Origin of the sequence: Arthrobacter ramosus, from assembly GCF_039535095.1 — a bacterium.
GTDB classification, from domain to species: domain Bacteria; phylum Actinomycetota; class Actinomycetes; order Actinomycetales; family Micrococcaceae; genus Arthrobacter; species Arthrobacter ramosus.
Genome location: NZ_BAAAWN010000001.1, coordinates 4,315,737 through 4,331,870, shown reverse-complemented (window position 1 = coordinate 4,331,870; position 16,134 = coordinate 4,315,737). Strand labels below are relative to the sequence as shown.

At 65.8% G+C, this 16,134-nt stretch carries 14 protein-coding genes; 6 read left to right on the top strand and 8 right to left on the bottom strand.

All coding sequences use genetic code 11. The features are described 5' to 3' along the window. Positions 1-46 precede the first annotated feature (46 nt). Positions 47-352, top strand: coding sequence for a hypothetical protein (locus tag ABD742_RS19930; RefSeq protein ID WP_059388561.1), 306 nt, complete (start codon positions 47-49; stop codon positions 350-352). Between the two features lie 19 nt (positions 353-371). Here the strand turns inward: ABD742_RS19930 and ABD742_RS19925 are convergent, their stop codons facing one another. Then, entirely contained in the window at positions 372-995 is a 624-nt protein-coding gene (locus tag ABD742_RS19925) for a DedA family protein (RefSeq protein ID WP_234752313.1), read from the bottom strand. 57 nt (positions 996-1,052) lie between these two features. Here ABD742_RS19925 and ABD742_RS19920 point away from each other — a divergent pair, with 57 nt between their 5' ends. Then, positions 1,053-1,580 carry an O-acetyl-ADP-ribose deacetylase gene (locus ABD742_RS19920; protein ID WP_234752315.1) on the top strand — a complete coding sequence of 176 codons (528 nt, stop codon included), beginning with the start codon at positions 1,053-1,055 and terminating at the stop codon, positions 1,578-1,580. A gap of 28 nt (positions 1,581-1,608) precedes the next feature. Here ABD742_RS19920 and ABD742_RS19915 read toward each other — a convergent pair whose 3' ends face one another. The 3 genes from ABD742_RS19915 to ABD742_RS19905 all read right to left on the bottom strand — a co-directional run bounded on the left by ABD742_RS19915 (position 1,609) and on the right by ABD742_RS19905 (position 5,025). After that, positions 1,609-2,049, bottom strand: coding sequence for an SRPBCC family protein (locus tag ABD742_RS19915; protein WP_234752317.1), 441 nt, complete (start codon positions 2,047-2,049; stop codon positions 1,609-1,611). 227 nt (positions 2,050-2,276) lie between these two features. Then, positions 2,277-3,224 (bottom strand): RluA family pseudouridine synthase, encoded by a 948-nt coding sequence (locus ABD742_RS19910; protein WP_234752545.1) that lies wholly within the window; start codon positions 3,222-3,224, stop codon positions 2,277-2,279. A 55-nt stretch (positions 3,225-3,279) separates the two neighbouring features. Next, positions 3,280-5,025, bottom strand: coding sequence for an alkaline phosphatase family protein (locus tag ABD742_RS19905; RefSeq protein ID WP_344788825.1), 1,746 nt, complete (start codon positions 5,023-5,025; stop codon positions 3,280-3,282). Positions 5,026-5,176: 151 nt separating this feature from the next. Here ABD742_RS19905 and ABD742_RS19900 point away from each other — a divergent pair, with 151 nt between their 5' ends. Both ABD742_RS19900 and ABD742_RS19895 read left to right on the top strand, forming a co-directional pair. Continuing rightward, positions 5,177-5,809: an ArsR/SmtB family transcription factor gene (locus tag ABD742_RS19900; RefSeq protein ID WP_234752321.1), complete on the top strand. Its 633-nt coding sequence runs from the start codon at positions 5,177-5,179 to the stop codon at positions 5,807-5,809. Next, positions 5,802-6,494, top strand: a complete 693-nt coding sequence (locus tag ABD742_RS19895) for an SRPBCC family protein (RefSeq protein WP_234752323.1) — start codon at positions 5,802-5,804, stop codon at positions 6,492-6,494. The genes ABD742_RS19900 and ABD742_RS19895 overlap by 8 nt, the downstream gene beginning before the upstream one ends. A gap of 98 nt (positions 6,495-6,592) precedes the next feature. Here ABD742_RS19895 and ABD742_RS19890 read toward each other — a convergent pair whose 3' ends face one another. Beyond that, on the bottom strand, positions 6,593-7,168 hold the full coding sequence (locus ABD742_RS19890) for a TetR-like C-terminal domain-containing protein (protein ID WP_234752325.1): 576 nt from the start codon (positions 7,166-7,168) through the stop codon (positions 6,593-6,595). Between the two features lie 92 nt (positions 7,169-7,260). On the opposite strand from ABD742_RS19890, the gene ABD742_RS19885 reads away from it, so the two are divergent. After that, positions 7,261-7,755: a DUF4188 domain-containing protein gene (locus ABD742_RS19885; protein WP_234752326.1), complete on the top strand. Its 495-nt coding sequence runs from the start codon at positions 7,261-7,263 to the stop codon at positions 7,753-7,755. A gap of 105 nt (positions 7,756-7,860) precedes the next feature. Here ABD742_RS19885 and yczR read toward each other — a convergent pair whose 3' ends face one another. Continuing rightward, positions 7,861-9,345 (bottom strand): MocR-like transcription factor YczR, encoded by a 1,485-nt coding sequence (yczR, locus tag ABD742_RS19880; RefSeq protein ID WP_234752328.1) that lies wholly within the window; start codon positions 9,343-9,345, stop codon positions 7,861-7,863. A 59-nt stretch (positions 9,346-9,404) separates the two neighbouring features. Here yczR and yczE point away from each other — a divergent pair, with 59 nt between their 5' ends. Beyond that, positions 9,405-10,025, top strand: coding sequence for a membrane protein YczE (gene yczE / locus ABD742_RS19875; RefSeq protein ID WP_234752330.1), 621 nt, complete (start codon positions 9,405-9,407; stop codon positions 10,023-10,025). A gap of 99 nt (positions 10,026-10,124) precedes the next feature. Here yczE and ABD742_RS19870 read toward each other — a convergent pair whose 3' ends face one another. Together ABD742_RS19870 and ABD742_RS19865 are read right to left on the bottom strand one after the other, a co-directional pair. Further along, positions 10,125-11,051, bottom strand: coding sequence for an Fpg/Nei family DNA glycosylase (locus ABD742_RS19870; RefSeq protein ID WP_234752332.1), 927 nt, complete (start codon positions 11,049-11,051; stop codon positions 10,125-10,127). An 11-nt stretch (positions 11,052-11,062) separates the two neighbouring features. Then, positions 11,063-16,090, bottom strand: coding sequence for a DNA glycosylase AlkZ-like family protein (locus ABD742_RS19865; RefSeq protein ID WP_234752334.1), 5,028 nt, complete (start codon positions 16,088-16,090; stop codon positions 11,063-11,065). Positions 16,091-16,134: the final 44 nt, after the last annotated feature.

The following is a 16,134-nucleotide window of genomic DNA, read 5'->3' as shown; positions in this document are numbered from 1 at the left end:
TTTTTCGGAACGCTCGCTCACATCAGGTGAGCATTAGGGTTGAGGGATGCCGTCGTTCCAGACCAAATTGAAGATCACCGGGCTCAAGCCAGGCAATCCGCCGGAGTCGGTGATGGCCGCTGCGCTCGAGGCCTTGGAAACGCGTCACCATGTCGAATCCAATCAGCTGGACATTGTTGGCGGCGTCGCCCAGATCAGCCTCCGCTTCCTGGTGGAGCCGCGCGACTATCCGGGCGAGAACAGCGAGGCCCGCGCGTCGGCAGCCATGATGCGCGACGCCGTCGAACGCGTAGCGCTCACAGGGAACCTTTACGTTCTGCGCCGCAAGCGGGGGAAATGGTCGCCGGTTTGAGCCCGACGTCGGGACGCGCCTAAAGGTGCGGCGGCTCGCCTCGCTCGTCCACCGGCGAGCGGCCGCCCCGGCGACGCGTGACGATCACGCCCACCACGACGCCGATCAGCAGCCCCACGCCGACGCCGATCAGTGAGCTCGCCCAGAACGGAAGCTTCGTCGTCGAGCCCGCAAAGTAACCCAGCCCGGCTTGCCACGTGGCCCACAACAGACCGCCCAAGCCAGCGCAAAGACTGAATCCGCGGGAGGAAACCTCTGCAATCCCGGAAGCGGCCGACGCAGCAAGCCGCCCACCGGGGATGAACCGGGCACCGATGATCGCGCCGTAGGTGGAGGAGCGCCCGGCCCTGGCGATGGCCCGGTGGATGCCTTGATGGACTTTGCGGCCCCAGGCCCGGCGGTCCAGGACATGTCCCAGTCGGCGCTTGAATAATTGGAAAACGATCATGTCCCCCAGCCAAGAGGCGACGGCGGCCATCAAACCCACCAGCCACAGATTGACCCGGCCCTCCGCGGCCAGCGCGCCACCCGTGATTACCAGCATCTCGGACGGGATGGGCGGGAAGATCGCATCGCCCACCACCATGGGGATGATCCACACATAGATCGCGGCTCCCCAGCCTTCGGCCGTGGTGATGTCCATGGGCACAAATTACCCCACTTTGGTGCATCCGCCGGGGTGTCGTGCAAGACTGGCGCAATGCGGCTCGAAATCCTGCAAGGTGACATCACCACGCGCGACGTCGATGCGATCGTCAACGCTGCCAATTCGTCTTTGATGGGCGGCGGTGGAGTGGATGGCGCGATCCACCGGGCCGCGGGCAGGGAGCTCCTGGCCGCGTGCATGCAGGTGCGTGAGCGATACCCGCACGGACTGCCGGTGGGCCAAGCCGTGGCCACCCCCGGGTTCAAATTGCCTGCCCGATGGGTGATCCACACTGTGGGTCCCAACCGGCACGCGGGCCAGAACGATCCGGAACTGCTGGCGTCTTGTTTCCGCGAAAGCCTGAAAGTGGCAGCGTCCCTCGGGGCGAGTTCCGTCGCGTTTCCCGCAATCAGCGCGGGGGTCTACGGTTGGGACGCGCGCGAGGTCGCCACAGTAGCGCTCGACGCCGTCAGCCGGTTCGACGCCGAAAGCTCCAGAGGGCTGGAACTCGTCGAATTCGTGCTGTTCAGCGCCGCGACGACGGACGTATTCCGGAGCGTGTTCACGGCTTCGGAAGGGTGAGGGAAGCCTCGGGCTTCCGCGAGTGGCGTCAGGCGGGTTGCGCCTCTAGCACGGACTTCAACTGCCCGAGCTGTCCGACTTCCGACTCCATGGTCTTGGTGATCATCGAGCTCATGAGCTTCATGAAGCCCTTGGGCTGGAGATCCAAGGCAAAGCGTACGATCGTGCTGCCGTTGTTCTCGTCCAGAGTGAAGGACCCTGTTGGGCGGGCGGGGCCGGCAATAACCTGGAAATCGAGTCGCTTGCCCGGCTGGGCTGCGGTGATCTCGTAGTCGCCAGCGATCGTGCGGCCACCGGGGCCAGCCATCGACTGGGAGTACACGGCACCTTTGTTGCCTGCTTCTCCACTTGCGAGGGCGACAGTCTTGACGGCCGGACGCCACAGCTTATTGTTCAGCCCGTCCGCCAGGAAGGCGTAGACGTCGTTTGCCGGGCGGTTGATCGAGACTTCGTTTTCAGCGTGGGCCATGTGGTTCCTTTTCGCGAGACCGAACACCGCCCGCGGTTGTCGGGCCGGCAAAACTGAGCCTATACGCCCAGTCCGGTTGGCAACGCGGAAACGCCATTGTTTCGCCGCCGGGCTTTGGTCACCCGCGTTCGTCACCCGACGCTCGCGCTCACCTATGTGGGTGTTTGGCCTGACGTAGATTTAGGTGAGCGAGGGTTCTAGAAAAAGGCCCCATAGGTGAGCGAGGGTCAGGCGGGGTGGGCTTCGCTTAACTCGAGGTGGCTCCGGTATTCCACGGCTTGCTTGCTGATGGGGTCCACGAAGCGGATCCCGCGGGCGAGCAGCTGCAGGGGCTTGGAGTAGTCGTCCGGGGCTTTGTCCAGGAGTTCGGGGTAGAACGCGTCGTTCACGATTCCCAGCCCGAGCGACGCCATGTGCACGCGGAGCTGGTGGGTCTTGCCGGTGTGGGGCTCGAGCCGGTACAGCGCTCGGCGAGCGGTGCCGCCGTCGTGAGTGCCGCCGTCGAACGTTCTCAGCAGCTCAATGCGGGTTTCCGCGTTGGGTTCGCCGTCGATGACTTCCGCGAGAAGGTAGCTGCGCGATTTGGTCATGCGGTTGCGCACGACGGCGGGGAACCCGACGGCGGGAAAGCCTGCGGCGGGTGCCGCGGCGGAGACGCACTCGTACTCCTTTTGCACCTGCCGTTTTTCGAAGAGCACCTGGTACTTGCCGCGGGTCTCCGGGTTGGTGGAGAGGAGCAACACTCCGGCGGTCATGCGGTCGAGCCGGTGCATCGGGATGAGGTCCGGCAGGTCCAGCTGGTTCCGGAGCCGGACGAGCGCCGATTCCTGGATGTAGGTCCCGCCCGGGGTGGTGGGCAGGAAATGGGGTTTGTCGACCACTAGGAGGTGCTCATCCTGGTGCAGGATGTTGATCTCTACGGGCATCCGGGTCTCCGGCGGGAGGGTGCGGTAGTACCAAATGAAGGTGTGTTCTTCGAGGGGGGTGCGGCGGTCAAGGGGCGCGCCGCCCTCGCCGACGATTTCGCCGGCGTCGAACCTATCCTCGATGCCTTGGGGGTCGATGTGGCCCCAGCGGTGCATCATGTAGTCCATCGCGGTGTCCCAAGGCCCCTCGTCCGGGAGGCGCAGACGGGTGGCGTTGACGCCGTCGCGCACTGGAAGAGGGGATTGCATCACCGGTCTATTCTACCGGGGCTGCAACAAGGGCCGCCCCGGGGGCCGCTAACACCTAGTACGTTGTGCCGCCCGGCAAGATGACGGGTTTGATGGGCTGCTGGTTGAAGTCGAAGTCGTTCACCAAATTGCCGAGCTGGGGGTTTGCCTCACGGACGCCGGGCCGGGGATCCGGCCGTCCGTCGGTGGCCGGGTCGAGGCGTTGGCCGTGGAGGAAGTCGTCTTCGATGAACTTCGCGTAGGCGTCGTGGCTGAGGATCTGGTGGTCGATGTTGCCCTGTTTGGCGTAGGGGCTGATGACGATGCCCGGGACCCGGAGGCCGTAGCCGTTTTGGTCGACGGTGGGCGGGGTGACGTGGTCATAAAAACCGCCCCAGTCATCCCACGAGAGGAAGATGGCGGTGCTGCTCCAGTCCGGGCCCGACATGACGGCATTGATCAGGCCGGTGACGTAGGCCTGTCCGGTGCTGACAAGCGCTGGCGGGTGTTCGCTGACGGCTCCGGTGGGGTCGATCCAGCTCACGGCAGGCAATGTGCCCTTTTGGGCGGCAGTGTAGAAGTTGGTGAGGGACTGGATGTTGCCTAACTGGCCGTCCTGCTTCACGGTGTCGAAGTAGGGCAGCGGATTCCAGATGCCCGGTGTCTTCGCGTTCTGGGCTACGGGAGCGCAGGACATGGCTGCGTCGTCTTGGCAGTCGGGCTCGGTGCCGTTGAAGACGTAGTAGGCCCAGGGCACGTTCTGTTTGTGGAGCAGGTATGTCAGATCGGTCCAGGCGTAGTCAGGGGGAGCAAGCAGTTTGGCGGCGGCCAGCAGCTTTTGTTTGAGCGCTTCGGGGAGGGTTGCTTTGTCGATCGCAGCTTGGCAACTCGTATAGGAATCCGAGCCGGCGCAGTTTTGCGTGATGAGGGTGTGCAATTGCGCGGCGATGTCCGGGGTGATCCCGGCCGCCGTGAGTGCGTCCTGGCAGGCCTTGTTTTGCAGGCCGGTCCGGCATTTGCCGATGAGTGTGGACTGGATCGCGGAGGTAAAGTCCGGTGGACTGCCCGGATTCTGGAGCGCGTTCACGCAGGATTGCGGGTCGCCCGCCCGGCTGCATCTGGCCGACCATTCCGAGACCATGTACAGGTGCTCGGGCAGGCTCCAGGAGGCGTTGGGTTCGAACATGTGGTCCTGCAACGTGAAGTCTTTGGCATACGCCCAGTAGTTGGGGATGTCGCGCGCGTCGTGATACCCCATCACGTCGCTTTGGGTACCGCCCGCGCAGCCTGGGGCGTTCGGGGCACAGTTGGTAGAGGCTTTCTCGGCTTGCGCAATGAAGCCGTCCATTTTCCCGCCGTCGATGTCCGCAGTGGCATTGCCCTGGCTGTGCGGGCCACCGGAGTTCCGGTCAGAGGGGTCGTAGTACGGTTTCACGCACGAGCCGTGGGCCGGATCCGGGACGCATACCGCGGGGGAACCGTTCTGCATCGGAATCCCGTCCGCTCCGGGGAACGTGCCGAAGTAGCTGTCGAACGAGCGGTTCTCTTGCATGATGACGATGACATGCTGGATCTTCGAGATCCCGGTACCCACGGCCGAGGCGCCCGCCCCGGCCCCGGCGTCGCCAGCCGCCCCGGCCGCCACCAATGACCGGGACCAGGAGGCGCCGAAAAAGACGGCAGCGCCAACAAGCGCGATGACCGCGACGATCGACAAAGCAGCGAGGGCAGGACGCCGTATCGCCCAGTCCCGAATCCGCCCCCTGCGACGCCTGAGTGGCCGATCGGCTCCAGACTCAGCGGACGGACTACTAAACCTCATGTTGCACCTCGCGGACAGTGATACCGGCAGGGTACTCCTTGGCTGACCGCTGCGGTACAGGCCGGCACGGCTCCCTCTGACGGCGTCCAGCAACCATCCGACGAGAAAAAAGTTCTTGACAAGAAAAGTTGTCGGTAGGCACAATGGAAGCATGTTGGACATCGAAGTGATCGAGGATCCCGCCGCGGCGGAAGCGTCGCTGGACCCGATCCGCACCCGCATTCTGCAGGAGCTTGTCGAGCCCGGTTCCGCCACCCAGCTGGCGGTCAGGGTGGGCCTGCCCCGGCAGAAAGTCAACTACCATCTCAAGGCCCTTGAGCGGCATGGGCTCGTCGAGCTTGTGGAAGAACGGAAGAAGGGTAACGTCACCGAACGCGTTTTGCGCGCGACGGCGGCGTCGTACCTGATCTCGCCGGTGGCGCTTGCATCCGTGGCGCCGGATCCCCGACGCTTCTCGGACCGCTTTTCCGCCTTCTGGCTCCTGGCCCTCGCGGCCCGGACGGTCCAGGAGATGGGCAAGCTGATAGCGGGCGCGGCCGCGGCCAAGAAGAAGCTTGCGAGCTTCGCGATCGACGGCGAAATCACCTTCCGATCGGCGTCGGACCGCGCCGCCTTTGCCGAGGAACTCGGCGTCGCGGTGACCCGGCTCGTGGACAAATACCACGACGGCGGTGCTTCGGCAGCGGCGAGCGGCGCACGCAAGCACCGACTCGTCGTCGTACTTCATCCCGCACTCAAGACAAATACGCAGCACTCTCCAGAAAAGGAACAGGGCAATGACTGACAACCGTGAATTCGAAATCGTGGCCGACACCGAACTGCCCGGCACTCCTGAACGGGTCTGGCAGGCTGTCACACAGGACACCTCGGCCTGGATGTTTCCCACCGATCAGTGGCCGGCCGTGAAAACCGTGGACGAATACCCCAGCCACCTTGTGACCCGGATGGACGGGCCGGACGGCTGGTTCAACCAGCTGGAGCACGTACTCGAACCGCTCGACGGCGGCCGTGCCAAGCTGCACTATGTCCACAGCGGCATCTTCGCGGACAACTGGGAGGGTCAGTACGACGGCGCCAGCAAGCACACCGAGTTTTACTTGCACACTCTGGGCCAGTACCTTCAGTACTTTGACGGTAAGCCCGTCGTCTTCACGGACATCCAAGGCCCGGCGGCCTCGCAGACGCCCGACGGTTTTGTGCAACTGAAGAAGGCCCTCGGTGTGGACGGTGTTGCGCAGGGTTCAACGGTTGAGGTGGACGTCGACGGCGTGGGGCGGCTGAGCGGGGAGCTCGACTTCACCAACCAGCACTTCCTGGGCCTGCGGACCGCCGACACGCTCTACCGCTTCTTCGGCCGCAACTCCTTCGGAGCCCCCGTGGGCATGACGGTGCACGATTTCAGCGGCAGCGGCGATTCCGAACTGACCGCCAAGGCCTGGGGCGGGTTCCTGGAGAAGGTGTACGCCTAGGCCTGCGGCCCGCCCAACTGACTCGCACTTGTTGTCGTTTTGAGCCCTCTAAGCGACAACAACTGCGAGTCAGTTGGGCTGGGGGAGGTGAAACCGGCTCAGGCTGCCCAGCCGCGTGCCACGGCATCCAAGGCCGCGGCGTAGATCCCTTCCCATTCGGTTCCGGGGGCGTCCATGTTCGCCAATTCCAGGCTCACGAGTCCGTGGACCTGTCCCCAGATGGACATGGCGATCGTCGTGGCCTCGGCTTCGCGGACGGTCCCCGCTTTCTGCGCGGCGGTCACGGCTTCCATCAGGGGAAGCATGGCTTCCGAGGCGACTGCCGGCGTCGGGCTGCAGTCCACATAGCTGGCAAGTGAGCCGCCAAACATGAGCCGGTACAAAGCCGGATGCTCCAGTGCCCAGGAACGGTAGGCGAGGCCCAGACCTCGGAGCCCACCGCTTTCGGCGAGCCGTTGCGAGTCGCCGAAGGAGCGGAATCCGTCGTCGACGGCGGCCGTCAGCAACTGGGCCTTGCCGCCGAAAAGCGAGTAGATCGCGGTGGTTGAGGTCTGGGCGGCTGCGGCAACGTCCCGGAGCGTGACTCGCGCGGGGCCATCCCGGTCGACGAGTTCGGCCGTTACCTGAAGAAGCCGCCCCCGGACGAGCTGGTCATGAACGATGGGTCTTGCCATGCTTCCAAGTGTTTCATAACATTGTTTCATAACGACGTTACAAAACTCGAAGAACGGAATTTGAGCTACCGTTCCCAGACCGAAGGATTCATATGGCACAGGAAATCTTCCCCGGACGCTTCACGGCGGACACAGGGCGCGAGTCGGTGACCGTATTCCTCATCGGAATGCGGGCCAACCGTTGGTGGAAGATCGGCAAAGTGGCGCGCGTGGCATCGGCAATGCCCACCATGCTCCGCCATCTCGCAACACATCCAGAGTCCGGAATGCTCGGCTGCGAACAGTGGTTCGGGCGCACCACCATGCTGCTCAGCTATTGGGAGAGTCCCGAGCATCTGAGGCGCTTCGCGGCGGACAGGGATTCGCCGCACTTGGCGCCGTGGCGACGATTCATGAAGGAAGTCGCGGGAAGCGGTGACATTGGCGTGTGGCACGAAACCTATCAGGTGCCGGCGTCGGGAATTGAGGTGGTCTACAACGGCATGCCGCAGTTTGGCCTGGCCAAAGCCACCTCGCATGTCCCGGTCGGTCCGGGCACCAACACCGCAAAGCAGCGCATGGGCTCCTCCTCGGCACCGCACGAGTAACGTGGCCCCGTGCAACCCAACTGACTCGCAGTTAATGTCGTTCTGAGCCCTCAAAACGACAACAAATGCGAGCTAGTTGGGTGGGGGAGCGGCGGTTTAGGCGGGCTACGCGACGGCGGCGGCTTCCTTGGGTGCCTTCAAAGTCCTCCGAAGCTGCGGCGATGCGTCGATCCTGGCTTGGGCATCGCGCAGTGCCAGCACCGCCGTCCCAAGTCGGGTCGGCGCGAGGGTGTACGGAACACGCATGAAGTGCTCGAAAGCGCCGCCGACGCCGAAGCGCGGCCCTGCCGCCAGCCGCACGCCGAAGTCCGGAGCGACGACGGTCAGAGCGGTACTCGACGGCGTGGGCAATCTGCACCATGCCGTCAGCCCGCCGCGCGGACGTTCCACGTGCCATTCGGGCAGGTGCTCGGCCAGTAGTCCGAGGAGCGCTTCGCGGTTCCGCCGCAGCTCCGCTAGCCTGGCGTCCAGCGGTTCGGTGAAGGCCCGGAGCAGCCGAACCCCAGCCAATTGCTCGACGATGGGCCCGCCCAGATCCATGGTGGTCCGGGTCTGCACGAAGCGGCTGATCAGGTCCTCATCAGCCCGGATCCACCCTGTCCGGAGCCCGGCCCAATGCGATTTGCTGAGCGAACCGATGGTCACCACGGCCGGACTGAACGCCGCGAGCGGCGAGGTGCTGACGTCGTCGAGGTTCAGCTCCCGCAGTGTTTCATCCACCACCAGAACAGTGCCCGTTCCTGCCGCCTCGCGGACCAGGCGGCGGCGTTGAAGGTTGGACATGATCCGCCCGGTGGGGTTGTGGAAGTCCGGCACGAGGTAGGCCATGGCCGGGCGTTGGTGGCGCATCGCGGCCACCATGCCGTCGATATCCCAGCCGCCGGACGTCGGCTCCCCGCCACCGCCCGACGTCGGCTCCGCGGCAGGCGGCATCGGCACCGGAACCGTGCGGGAGCCCGAAGCGCGGATTGCGTCGAGAGCGTTGGGGTAGCTGGGATGCTCCACGAGGACCTTCTGTTGCCGCCCGGCGAGGGTCTTCAAGATGATGTTCAGCGCGTGCTGGGCCCCCGAAGTCACCAGTATCTGCGCGGCCGCGGTGGGGATGCCGGCTGCCGTGTAGCGGTCTGCGATGGCTTCCCGGAGGGGCGGGAGGCCGACGGCGTCGTAGCCAAACCCGGGCAACAGCGCCGGGAGGTCAATCAACGCATCCGCGAAAGCCCGGTGCACCACCTCGCCCGTGGCCGGCAGTGAAGCATAGGCGAGGTCAAGAATCCCATCCGGAACGGCCAGTCCTGGTCCGCTGACTGGAACCGTCCGGTGCGGAATGCCCGTCCGACCCCTGCTGCCCTGGCCGCCGCTGAGGAACCCTTGCTCGCGCAGGCTGGCGTAGGCGGCAGTGACGGTGGTCCGGCTGACGCCCAACATGACGGCAAGTGCGCGCTCGCTGGGCAGTGCGACGTCAAGCGGGATGCGCCCGTCCATCACCAAAAGGCGTACGACGTCGGCAAGCTCGCGATAGGCGGGAGCGGCCCCACTGTTCCACGGGCCGAGGAGACGCGCCATGGCTGTGGGGTTCAGGGATCCGGGCATAAGACCAGTATCGCAAACTGGCTATGGAAAGCAATGCCAGTTTTCGGGAGCATGGTTTCATGATGACCCGCAGAATCACCCAGCTCCTGATCGGCCTCGCAATGTACGGGATCTCCCTGGCCATGTTCATCCGGGCCGGCCTTGGCCTGGATCCCTGGGATGTGTTCCACCAGGGCGTCGCGGGGAAGATTGGATGGAGCATCGGCACCGTCGTGGTGGTTGTCAGCTTCCTTGTCCTTCTCCTCTGGATCCCGCTGCGGCAGATGCCCGGTTTCGGAACCCTCGCCAACGCCGTGCTGGTGGGTGTCTTCGCGGACATCGGCCTGGCCCTGATCCCCGCGTTCTCCCACCTGGGTGGCCAGATCGCCATGCTCGCCGGTGCCGTGGTCCTCAACGGCATCGCCTCCGCTTGCTACATCGGCGCACGCCTTGGCCCGGGTGCCCGCGACGGACTCATGACGGGACTTGCCCGCCGCACGGGCTGGTCCGTGCGCTTGTCCCGGACTTTGATCGAGGTTGTCGTTCTCGGTGTCGGCTGGCTGCTGGGTGGGTCCGTCGGCGTGGGAACTGTGGTCTACGCGCTTGCGATTGGGCCTGTGGTTCAGCTGTTGCTGCCGCTGTTCACGGTTCCGGTGAAGGCTCCCCAGGCTGCCCCGGAAGCTGTGCCCGCCGCTTCGTGACGCGGATTCGTCCTGGCGACGCGCCGATTTCCTGACGCCCCCGGAATTCGGGTGTCGCCAGGGAATCTCCGCAGCGTCAGCCGCGCGAATCCTCCAGCGTCAAGGAGCGGGCTGGCATTCCGGGCAGAAGTAGATGGTCCGGTCTTCCAACCCCGACGCCGGTCCCAGCAACCCGCGGCGAATGGGCGTACCGCAGCGAAGGCACGGCTGGTGCTCGCGGCCGTACACCCAAAAGCCAGAGCGGGGAATCCCCCGGACTCCAGGGAACGCGGTGCCACGCGTCATCCTTCGACCCGGTCCTAAGTTGGCCTCGAGCAGGTCCTTGGCTTCCCCGAGCATCCGTGTCAGGTCCGGCACAGCCGATACCGGCGCGGCCGGATGCACCCCAGCCAGGAAACACGCCTCGCAACGGTAGATATTGCCGATGCCGGCGAGGTTCCGCTGGTCCAACAGTGCGACGCCGATCGGTGTGTCCGGTGCGGCCCGCAGGCGACGGACCGCCTCTTCAGGGTCCCAGCCCGGCCCGAGCAGATCGGGGCCAAGGTGCCCTACTACGCGCTTTTCGTCCGGGGTCGGGATTACTTCCAGGATTCCGAGGGAGAAGCCGACGACGTCGGCCGTCGCCGTGCGGAGGACGCACCTGGCCGTGTGGCCCGGTTTCCTCCAGCGGCCGCCGGGGGCATAGACCTGCCAGCTACCCTCCATTTTCAAGTGCGAATGGATGGTCAGGGCGCGCCGGGGCCGTCCGGCCGCCACCGAACCGGCCTCACCCGGCGAAGCTGCCGCCGAACCGGCCTCACCCGGCGAAGCCGCCGCCGAACCGGGCCCGTCCGGCGAAGCCGCCGCCGGCTCCAGCAAGCGCATGAGCAAGTGCTTTCCGCGTGGCACCACCTCGGACACGGTCCATCCGGCCAGGTTCAGCGTGGCAAACCTGGGTACCCGGAAGTCCGAGGAGACAAGTGTCTGCCCGGCAAGGGCCTTGTGCAGCTCCGCGGCGGCCCGCCAGATCGAGTCGCCCTCAGGCACGGATCCCCACTTCAGGCACGGATCCTCAAACCCTTCGGCGTGGAGTACGCCCCGGCAGCCGCAAGGGCAAAAGCCGCGGGCGTGTCCAGGAGGTCATGGCCATTAACCTTCTCCATGATCAATTTGTCCACTGCTCCCCGGCGGACCACGCCTACGAGCGCCGCAGCGGCAGCCGCCAGGACGGCGTCGTCGTGGCTGAAAGTAAGCAGGGTCTTCCCACCGCGTTCGACGTACAAAACCAAGGCGCCGTCGACTATCACCACCAAGGCCCCTGCCTTCCGTCCCGGACGGTGACCCGATCCGGCGTCGACGGCCAACGCGGGCCACGGGAGGGCCGCGCCGTACGGGTTTGCGGGATCGGTTGCGGCGAGGGCCAAGGCGACAGGCTCGGCCTTGGCGAGTTGGGCATCTTCAGTGAAGGAGCGCAATCGGTCCACCGTCGCCGGTACGGCAAACTGGGCTGCTCCGAGGTGTTCGATGAAGTAGCCGCGGCGGCACCGCCCGGCTTCTTCGAGGCGCGCGAGGACCTTGTACATCAACCCGAATCCGCCCACGATGTTCTCCACCATGACGGAGCCGCGGGTTACGACGCCGTACCTGTCGAGGAGGAGTTCGGCGGTCCCGCGTGCATGGATCGTGGGGTCGAGCTCACGAGCGGGCAATGCCGACCAGCGTCCAACGGCGAGCGGGGGAGTCGGAGCTGTTCCGGTGACCGAGCCGTAGCGTCCGCCCGTGAGTCCTGGCGATCCCAAAAGCCCCGTGCCGTGCGAGCGGCCGAGCCTGCTCATGCGCAGGGACCTGGACCGCGGCGGCCGCGCGGGCTGCTTGTGTGCGGTGCGGCCGCCCGCAATCATCGCGCGGACGGGGGCGAAGGTGTCGCCTGTGATGCGGCCGGCCCAGACGAGATCCCACAGGGCGGCGACCACGGCGTCGTCGCTGAGGACAGCATCCATGCCGCCCGCAACCTCGGTGAGTTGCCGGAAGAAATAGGCGCCGCCACCGGTCTGCAAGTATTCCAGAAGGCGGAGCTGGGCATCGCCGGGCTCGAAATCAGGGTCCGGGTTGAGCGTCAATTCCGCGGCTTCGGCCACGTGGAGGCTGATCCAGCCGTCGTTCCCGGGCAAGGACCCGGCTCCGGACCACAAGACTTCGCCTGCGGCCATGAGCTCGTCCAACATGGCTGGCTGATAGTCGGAGATCCGGCTGGACAGCACTAAGGGCTCCCAGGCCGACGCCGGAACGGGGACGCCGGAGAGCTGATCGACGGCGGTCATGATGCCGTCGAGCCCGCGCAGTGCCGGGGCACCCCGGGAACGGCCGCCAGAAGGCACGGACACGTTTTGCCAGGCTGGCAGGAACCGGCCATACGCAGCAGCGTCCACCGGCTCCACTTCGGCGCGCAACGCGGCCAGCGAACGACGCCGGAGCTTGCGCAGCACTTCGGAATCGCACCACTCGCTACCAAATGGGACTCCCCGGAGAGGGACAGCCGGGAGTTCCGGCGCATCCAACAACTCGGCCCCCGCATCGGGAACCGTGTCCGGCGCACTCGGGTGCGGGCGGAACTCGCCCTCAACTACACGGCCGTCCGCCGCCAAGCGTTTCAGCGCGGTGCTCACGACGGCAACACCCAGTCCCAGTCTCGCGGCAGCTTCCTCGGCCGTGAATGGTCCGTGGGTTCGTGCGTAACGGGAGACCAGGTCCCCGAGTGGATCGTGGACCGGCTCGATGAAGGCGAGCGGCACTCCCATGGGCAGCGGAACGCCGATGGCATCCCGGAGCCGGGCCGCATCTTCGATGGCCGCGAATCGTTCGACGCCGCTGAGCGTCACTGTGAGCGCGCGGTTGGCCTTGCGCAACGCGGCCAGGTGCGAGGTGGCCGTTAGATGCAACGCGGGCAGATCCGGGGAACTATCCGGGGAGGCTTCCACCCCTTCGGGCTGCAAACGGGCAGCCACTTCTTCGATGCTCAGGGGGCCCAGCAGGCGCAGCAAGTCTGCGACGCCTTCCATGCCACGGACCCGCCGGTCCAGTGCCAGCCGCTGGAGCTCGAGCTCAGTGGCCTCAATGACCTTCGCGTCCAGGAGCTCGCGCAGTTCCACCCTGCCCAGGAGCTCGTTCAGGAGCGTGGAGTCGAGGGCCAAAGCCGCGGCCCTGCGTTCGGCTAGCGGAGAATCGCCCTCGTACAGGTACTGGGCCACATACCCAAAGAGCAGCGACTTGGCGAAGGGGGAGGGCTGCTGCGTGGTGGTCTGAACCAAGCGCAGTTCCCGGCGTTCGATCGAAGCGGCAATGTCTTTCAACGCCGGGAGGTCGTAGACATCCTGCAAGCATTCGCGCACGGTTTCGAGGACGATGGGGAACGAAGGGTATTTCTTGGCGACATCCAGCAATTGCGCCGAGCGTTGCCGTTGCTGCCAAAGCGGCTGCCTTTTCCCAGGATTCTGCCGCGGCAACAACAGCGCACGCGCGGCACACTCGCGGAAGCGGGAGGCGAACAAGGCACTGCCGCCAACCTCCGCCGTCACGATCTGCTCAAGTTCCTCCGGATCGAACAGGAACAGCTCAGCCCCAGGGGGTTCGTCTTCCATCATCGGCACCCGCAGCACGATGCCGTCGTCGGCGGCCATGGCGGAACCGTCCAGCCCGTAGCGCTGCTGGAGCCGCTGCCCGACGGCGAGGGCCCACGGTGCGTGGACCGGCATGCCGAAGGGGCTGTGCAGCACCACGCGCCAGTCGCCGAGTTCGTCGTGGAACCGTTCGACCACGAGCGTCCGGTCATTGGGCACGACTTCCGTGGCCTGCTTCTGCTCGCCCAGATACTGGAGCAGGTTGCCGGCGGCGAAGTCGTCCAGCCCGGTGGCCTTGCAGCGTTCCAGCGCTGGACCTTGATCCGAAGCGGAGAGCTCACGCACGAATGCGCCGAGCGCGCGGCCGAGATCCACCGGCCGGCCCAAGGAATCGCCTTTCCAGAAGGGGAGTTTTCCGGGCTGGCCGAAGGCGGGCGAGACGAGGACACGGTCGTGCGTGATGTCCTCGATTTTCCAGCTGGTGGCACCCAAGGCGAAGATGTCCCCGACGCGTGATTCGTAGACCATTTCTTCGTCGAGTTCGCCGACGCGTCGGCCGCCTTTGGCAGCGCGCGACGCCGGACTGGGCTCTTGTGCGGACGCCCCACCGCTCTGGCCGGAGCCAGAGGCAGAACCGGAACCGGAACCCGTGCCTTCGGTCTCGGTGCCGATGATGTACACGCCGAAGAGCCCGCGGTCGGGGATGGTTCCGCCCGAGGTCACGGCAAGGCGCTGTGCTCCCGGGCGGCCTTCGATGGTCCCGGCGTCCCGGTCCCAAATGATGCGCGGACGGAGCTCGGCGAACTCGTCCGAGGGATACCGTCCGGCCAGGAGGTCCAAGGTCGCTTCGAAAGCGGAGCGGGGCAGCGTCGCGAACGGAGCGGACCGGCGCACAGTGGCGAACCATTCCTCGACATCGATGCTTCCCAGCGCGGTGGCGGCGACTGTTTGTTGGGCGAGAATGTCCAAGGGGTTGGCGGGAACATGGAGGCGTTCGATCTTTCCGCTTAGCATCCGTTCCACGGTGATGGCGGTGTGGACCAGATCTGCCCGGTGCTTGGGGAAGAGTACGCCTTCGGAAATCTCACCCACCTGGTGGCCGGCGCGGCCTACCCGTTGCAGTCCGCTGGCCACCGACGGCGGCGACTCGACTTGGACTACCAGGTCCACCGCGCCCATGTCGATGCCGAGTTCCAGGGATGACGTGGCTACAACACACCGCAGCCGTCCCGACTTGAGGTCGTCCTCGATGAGTGCCCGCTGGTCCTTGGATACGGAACCGTGGTGCGCGCGGGCCAGGACCGGATCGGCGCCGCTCGTGCTTCCGGCCTGGGCCATCATGTGGGCGGGTGTCGCCGTCGAGGACGGCAGCCCCGAGGGTGGCAGCCCCGGGTCCAGCACCGAATCCGCCCCCGAATCCGCCGCCGCGGAAAACACATCCACCGCCATGAGTTGGCGCTCCGCGTAGATCTCGTTCAGCCGGGCTGTGAGTCGCTCCGCGAGACGGCGGGAGTTGGCAAACACAATGGTGGACTGCTTCGACAGCACAAGGTCAACGATCTTCTCCTCAACATGCGGCCAAATGGACGCTTGGGGCTGGAGTCCGGAGGCTGGCCCGGAGTCGAAGGCGCCCGCAGCTCCCGCCAGGTCCGACATGTCCTCCACAGGAACGCTGACGCTGAGGTTCCAGTTCTTGTGCGACGGCGGTGCGACGATTTCCACGGGTGCCGAGCCCGCGAGGAACTGCGCGACCAGCTCGCGCGGTTCCACGGTGGCCGAGAGACCGATCCGTTGGGCGGGTTTCGGCAACAACGCATCGAGCCGTTCCAACGACACTGCGAGGTGCGCGCCACGCTTCGTACCTGCAACTGCGTGGACCTCGTCGACGATGACGGTGTCCACCTCGCTGAGCGTTTCCCGGGCTTTGGACGTCAGCATGAGGAACAAGGACTCGGGCGTGGTGATGAGGATGTCCGGCGGGTGGCTGAGCAGCGCGCGGCGGTCCGCCGTCGTCGTATCCCCTGAGCGGACGCCGACGCTCACAAGCGGGGCCGGCAACCCGAGCCGTTTGGCGGTCTGCGTGATGCCGATCAGCGGCGAGCGGAGGTTCCGTTCGACGTCGACGCCGAGTGCTTTGAGGGGTGAGATGTACAGGACGCGGGTCTTGCGCTTGGGGGCTTTGGCACGGGCGCGGCCGCTCGCTTCCTCAAGCACCGGAAGGGCGTCAGCGGAAACAGTAGGGGACACCGACAAGAGCCGGTCCAGCGCCCACAGGAATGCCGCGAGCGTCTTGCCGGAACCGGTGGGTGCCACCACGAGGGCATGCGATCCGGAAGAAATGGCTTTCCACGCACCGTCCTGGGCAGGTGTGGGCGCGGAGAAAGCACCGAGGAACCATTCGCGCGTGGCACGGCTGAAGCGGTCCATGGCCGTATTGCCAGGACCGCCGGGTAGCTCCTGCTCCTGCATTCCTCCATCATGCCTCACGGCACCGACACAATAAGGAACAGCGG

Excerpts from the sequence above, each read along its gene's own strand:
- ABD742_RS19910 (WP_234752545.1), bottom strand. The coding sequence starts at position 3,224 with ATGCAATCCCCTCTTCCAGTGCGCGACGGCGTCAACGCCACCCGTCTG.
- ABD742_RS19915 (WP_234752317.1), bottom strand. The coding sequence starts at position 2,049 with ATGGCCCACGCTGAAAACGAAGTCTCGATCAACCGCCCGGCAAACGAC.
- ABD742_RS19900 (WP_234752321.1), top strand. The coding sequence starts at position 5,177 with ATGTTGGACATCGAAGTGATCGAGGATCCCGCCGCGGCGGAAGCGTCG.
- ABD742_RS19895 (WP_234752323.1), top strand. The coding sequence starts at position 5,802 with ATGACTGACAACCGTGAATTCGAAATCGTGGCCGACACCGAACTGCCC.
- ABD742_RS19920 (WP_234752315.1), top strand. The coding sequence starts at position 1,053 with ATGCGGCTCGAAATCCTGCAAGGTGACATCACCACGCGCGACGTCGAT.
- ABD742_RS19905 (WP_344788825.1), bottom strand. The coding sequence starts at position 5,025 with ATGAGGTTTAGTAGTCCGTCCGCTGAGTCTGGAGCCGATCGGCCACTC.
- ABD742_RS19890 (WP_234752325.1), bottom strand. The coding sequence starts at position 7,168 with ATGGCAAGACCCATCGTTCATGACCAGCTCGTCCGGGGGCGGCTTCTT.
- yczE (WP_234752330.1), top strand. The coding sequence starts at position 9,405 with ATGATGACCCGCAGAATCACCCAGCTCCTGATCGGCCTCGCAATGTAC.
- ABD742_RS19930 (WP_059388561.1), top strand. The coding sequence starts at position 47 with ATGCCGTCGTTCCAGACCAAATTGAAGATCACCGGGCTCAAGCCAGGC.
- ABD742_RS19865 (WP_234752334.1), bottom strand. The coding sequence starts at position 16,090 with ATGCAGGAGCAGGAGCTACCCGGCGGTCCTGGCAATACGGCCATGGAC.
- yczR (WP_234752328.1), bottom strand. The coding sequence starts at position 9,345 with ATGCCCGGATCCCTGAACCCCACAGCCATGGCGCGTCTCCTCGGCCCG.
- ABD742_RS19925 (WP_234752313.1), bottom strand. The coding sequence starts at position 995 with ATGGACATCACCACGGCCGAAGGCTGGGGAGCCGCGATCTATGTGTGG.
- ABD742_RS19885 (WP_234752326.1), top strand. The coding sequence starts at position 7,261 with ATGGCACAGGAAATCTTCCCCGGACGCTTCACGGCGGACACAGGGCGC.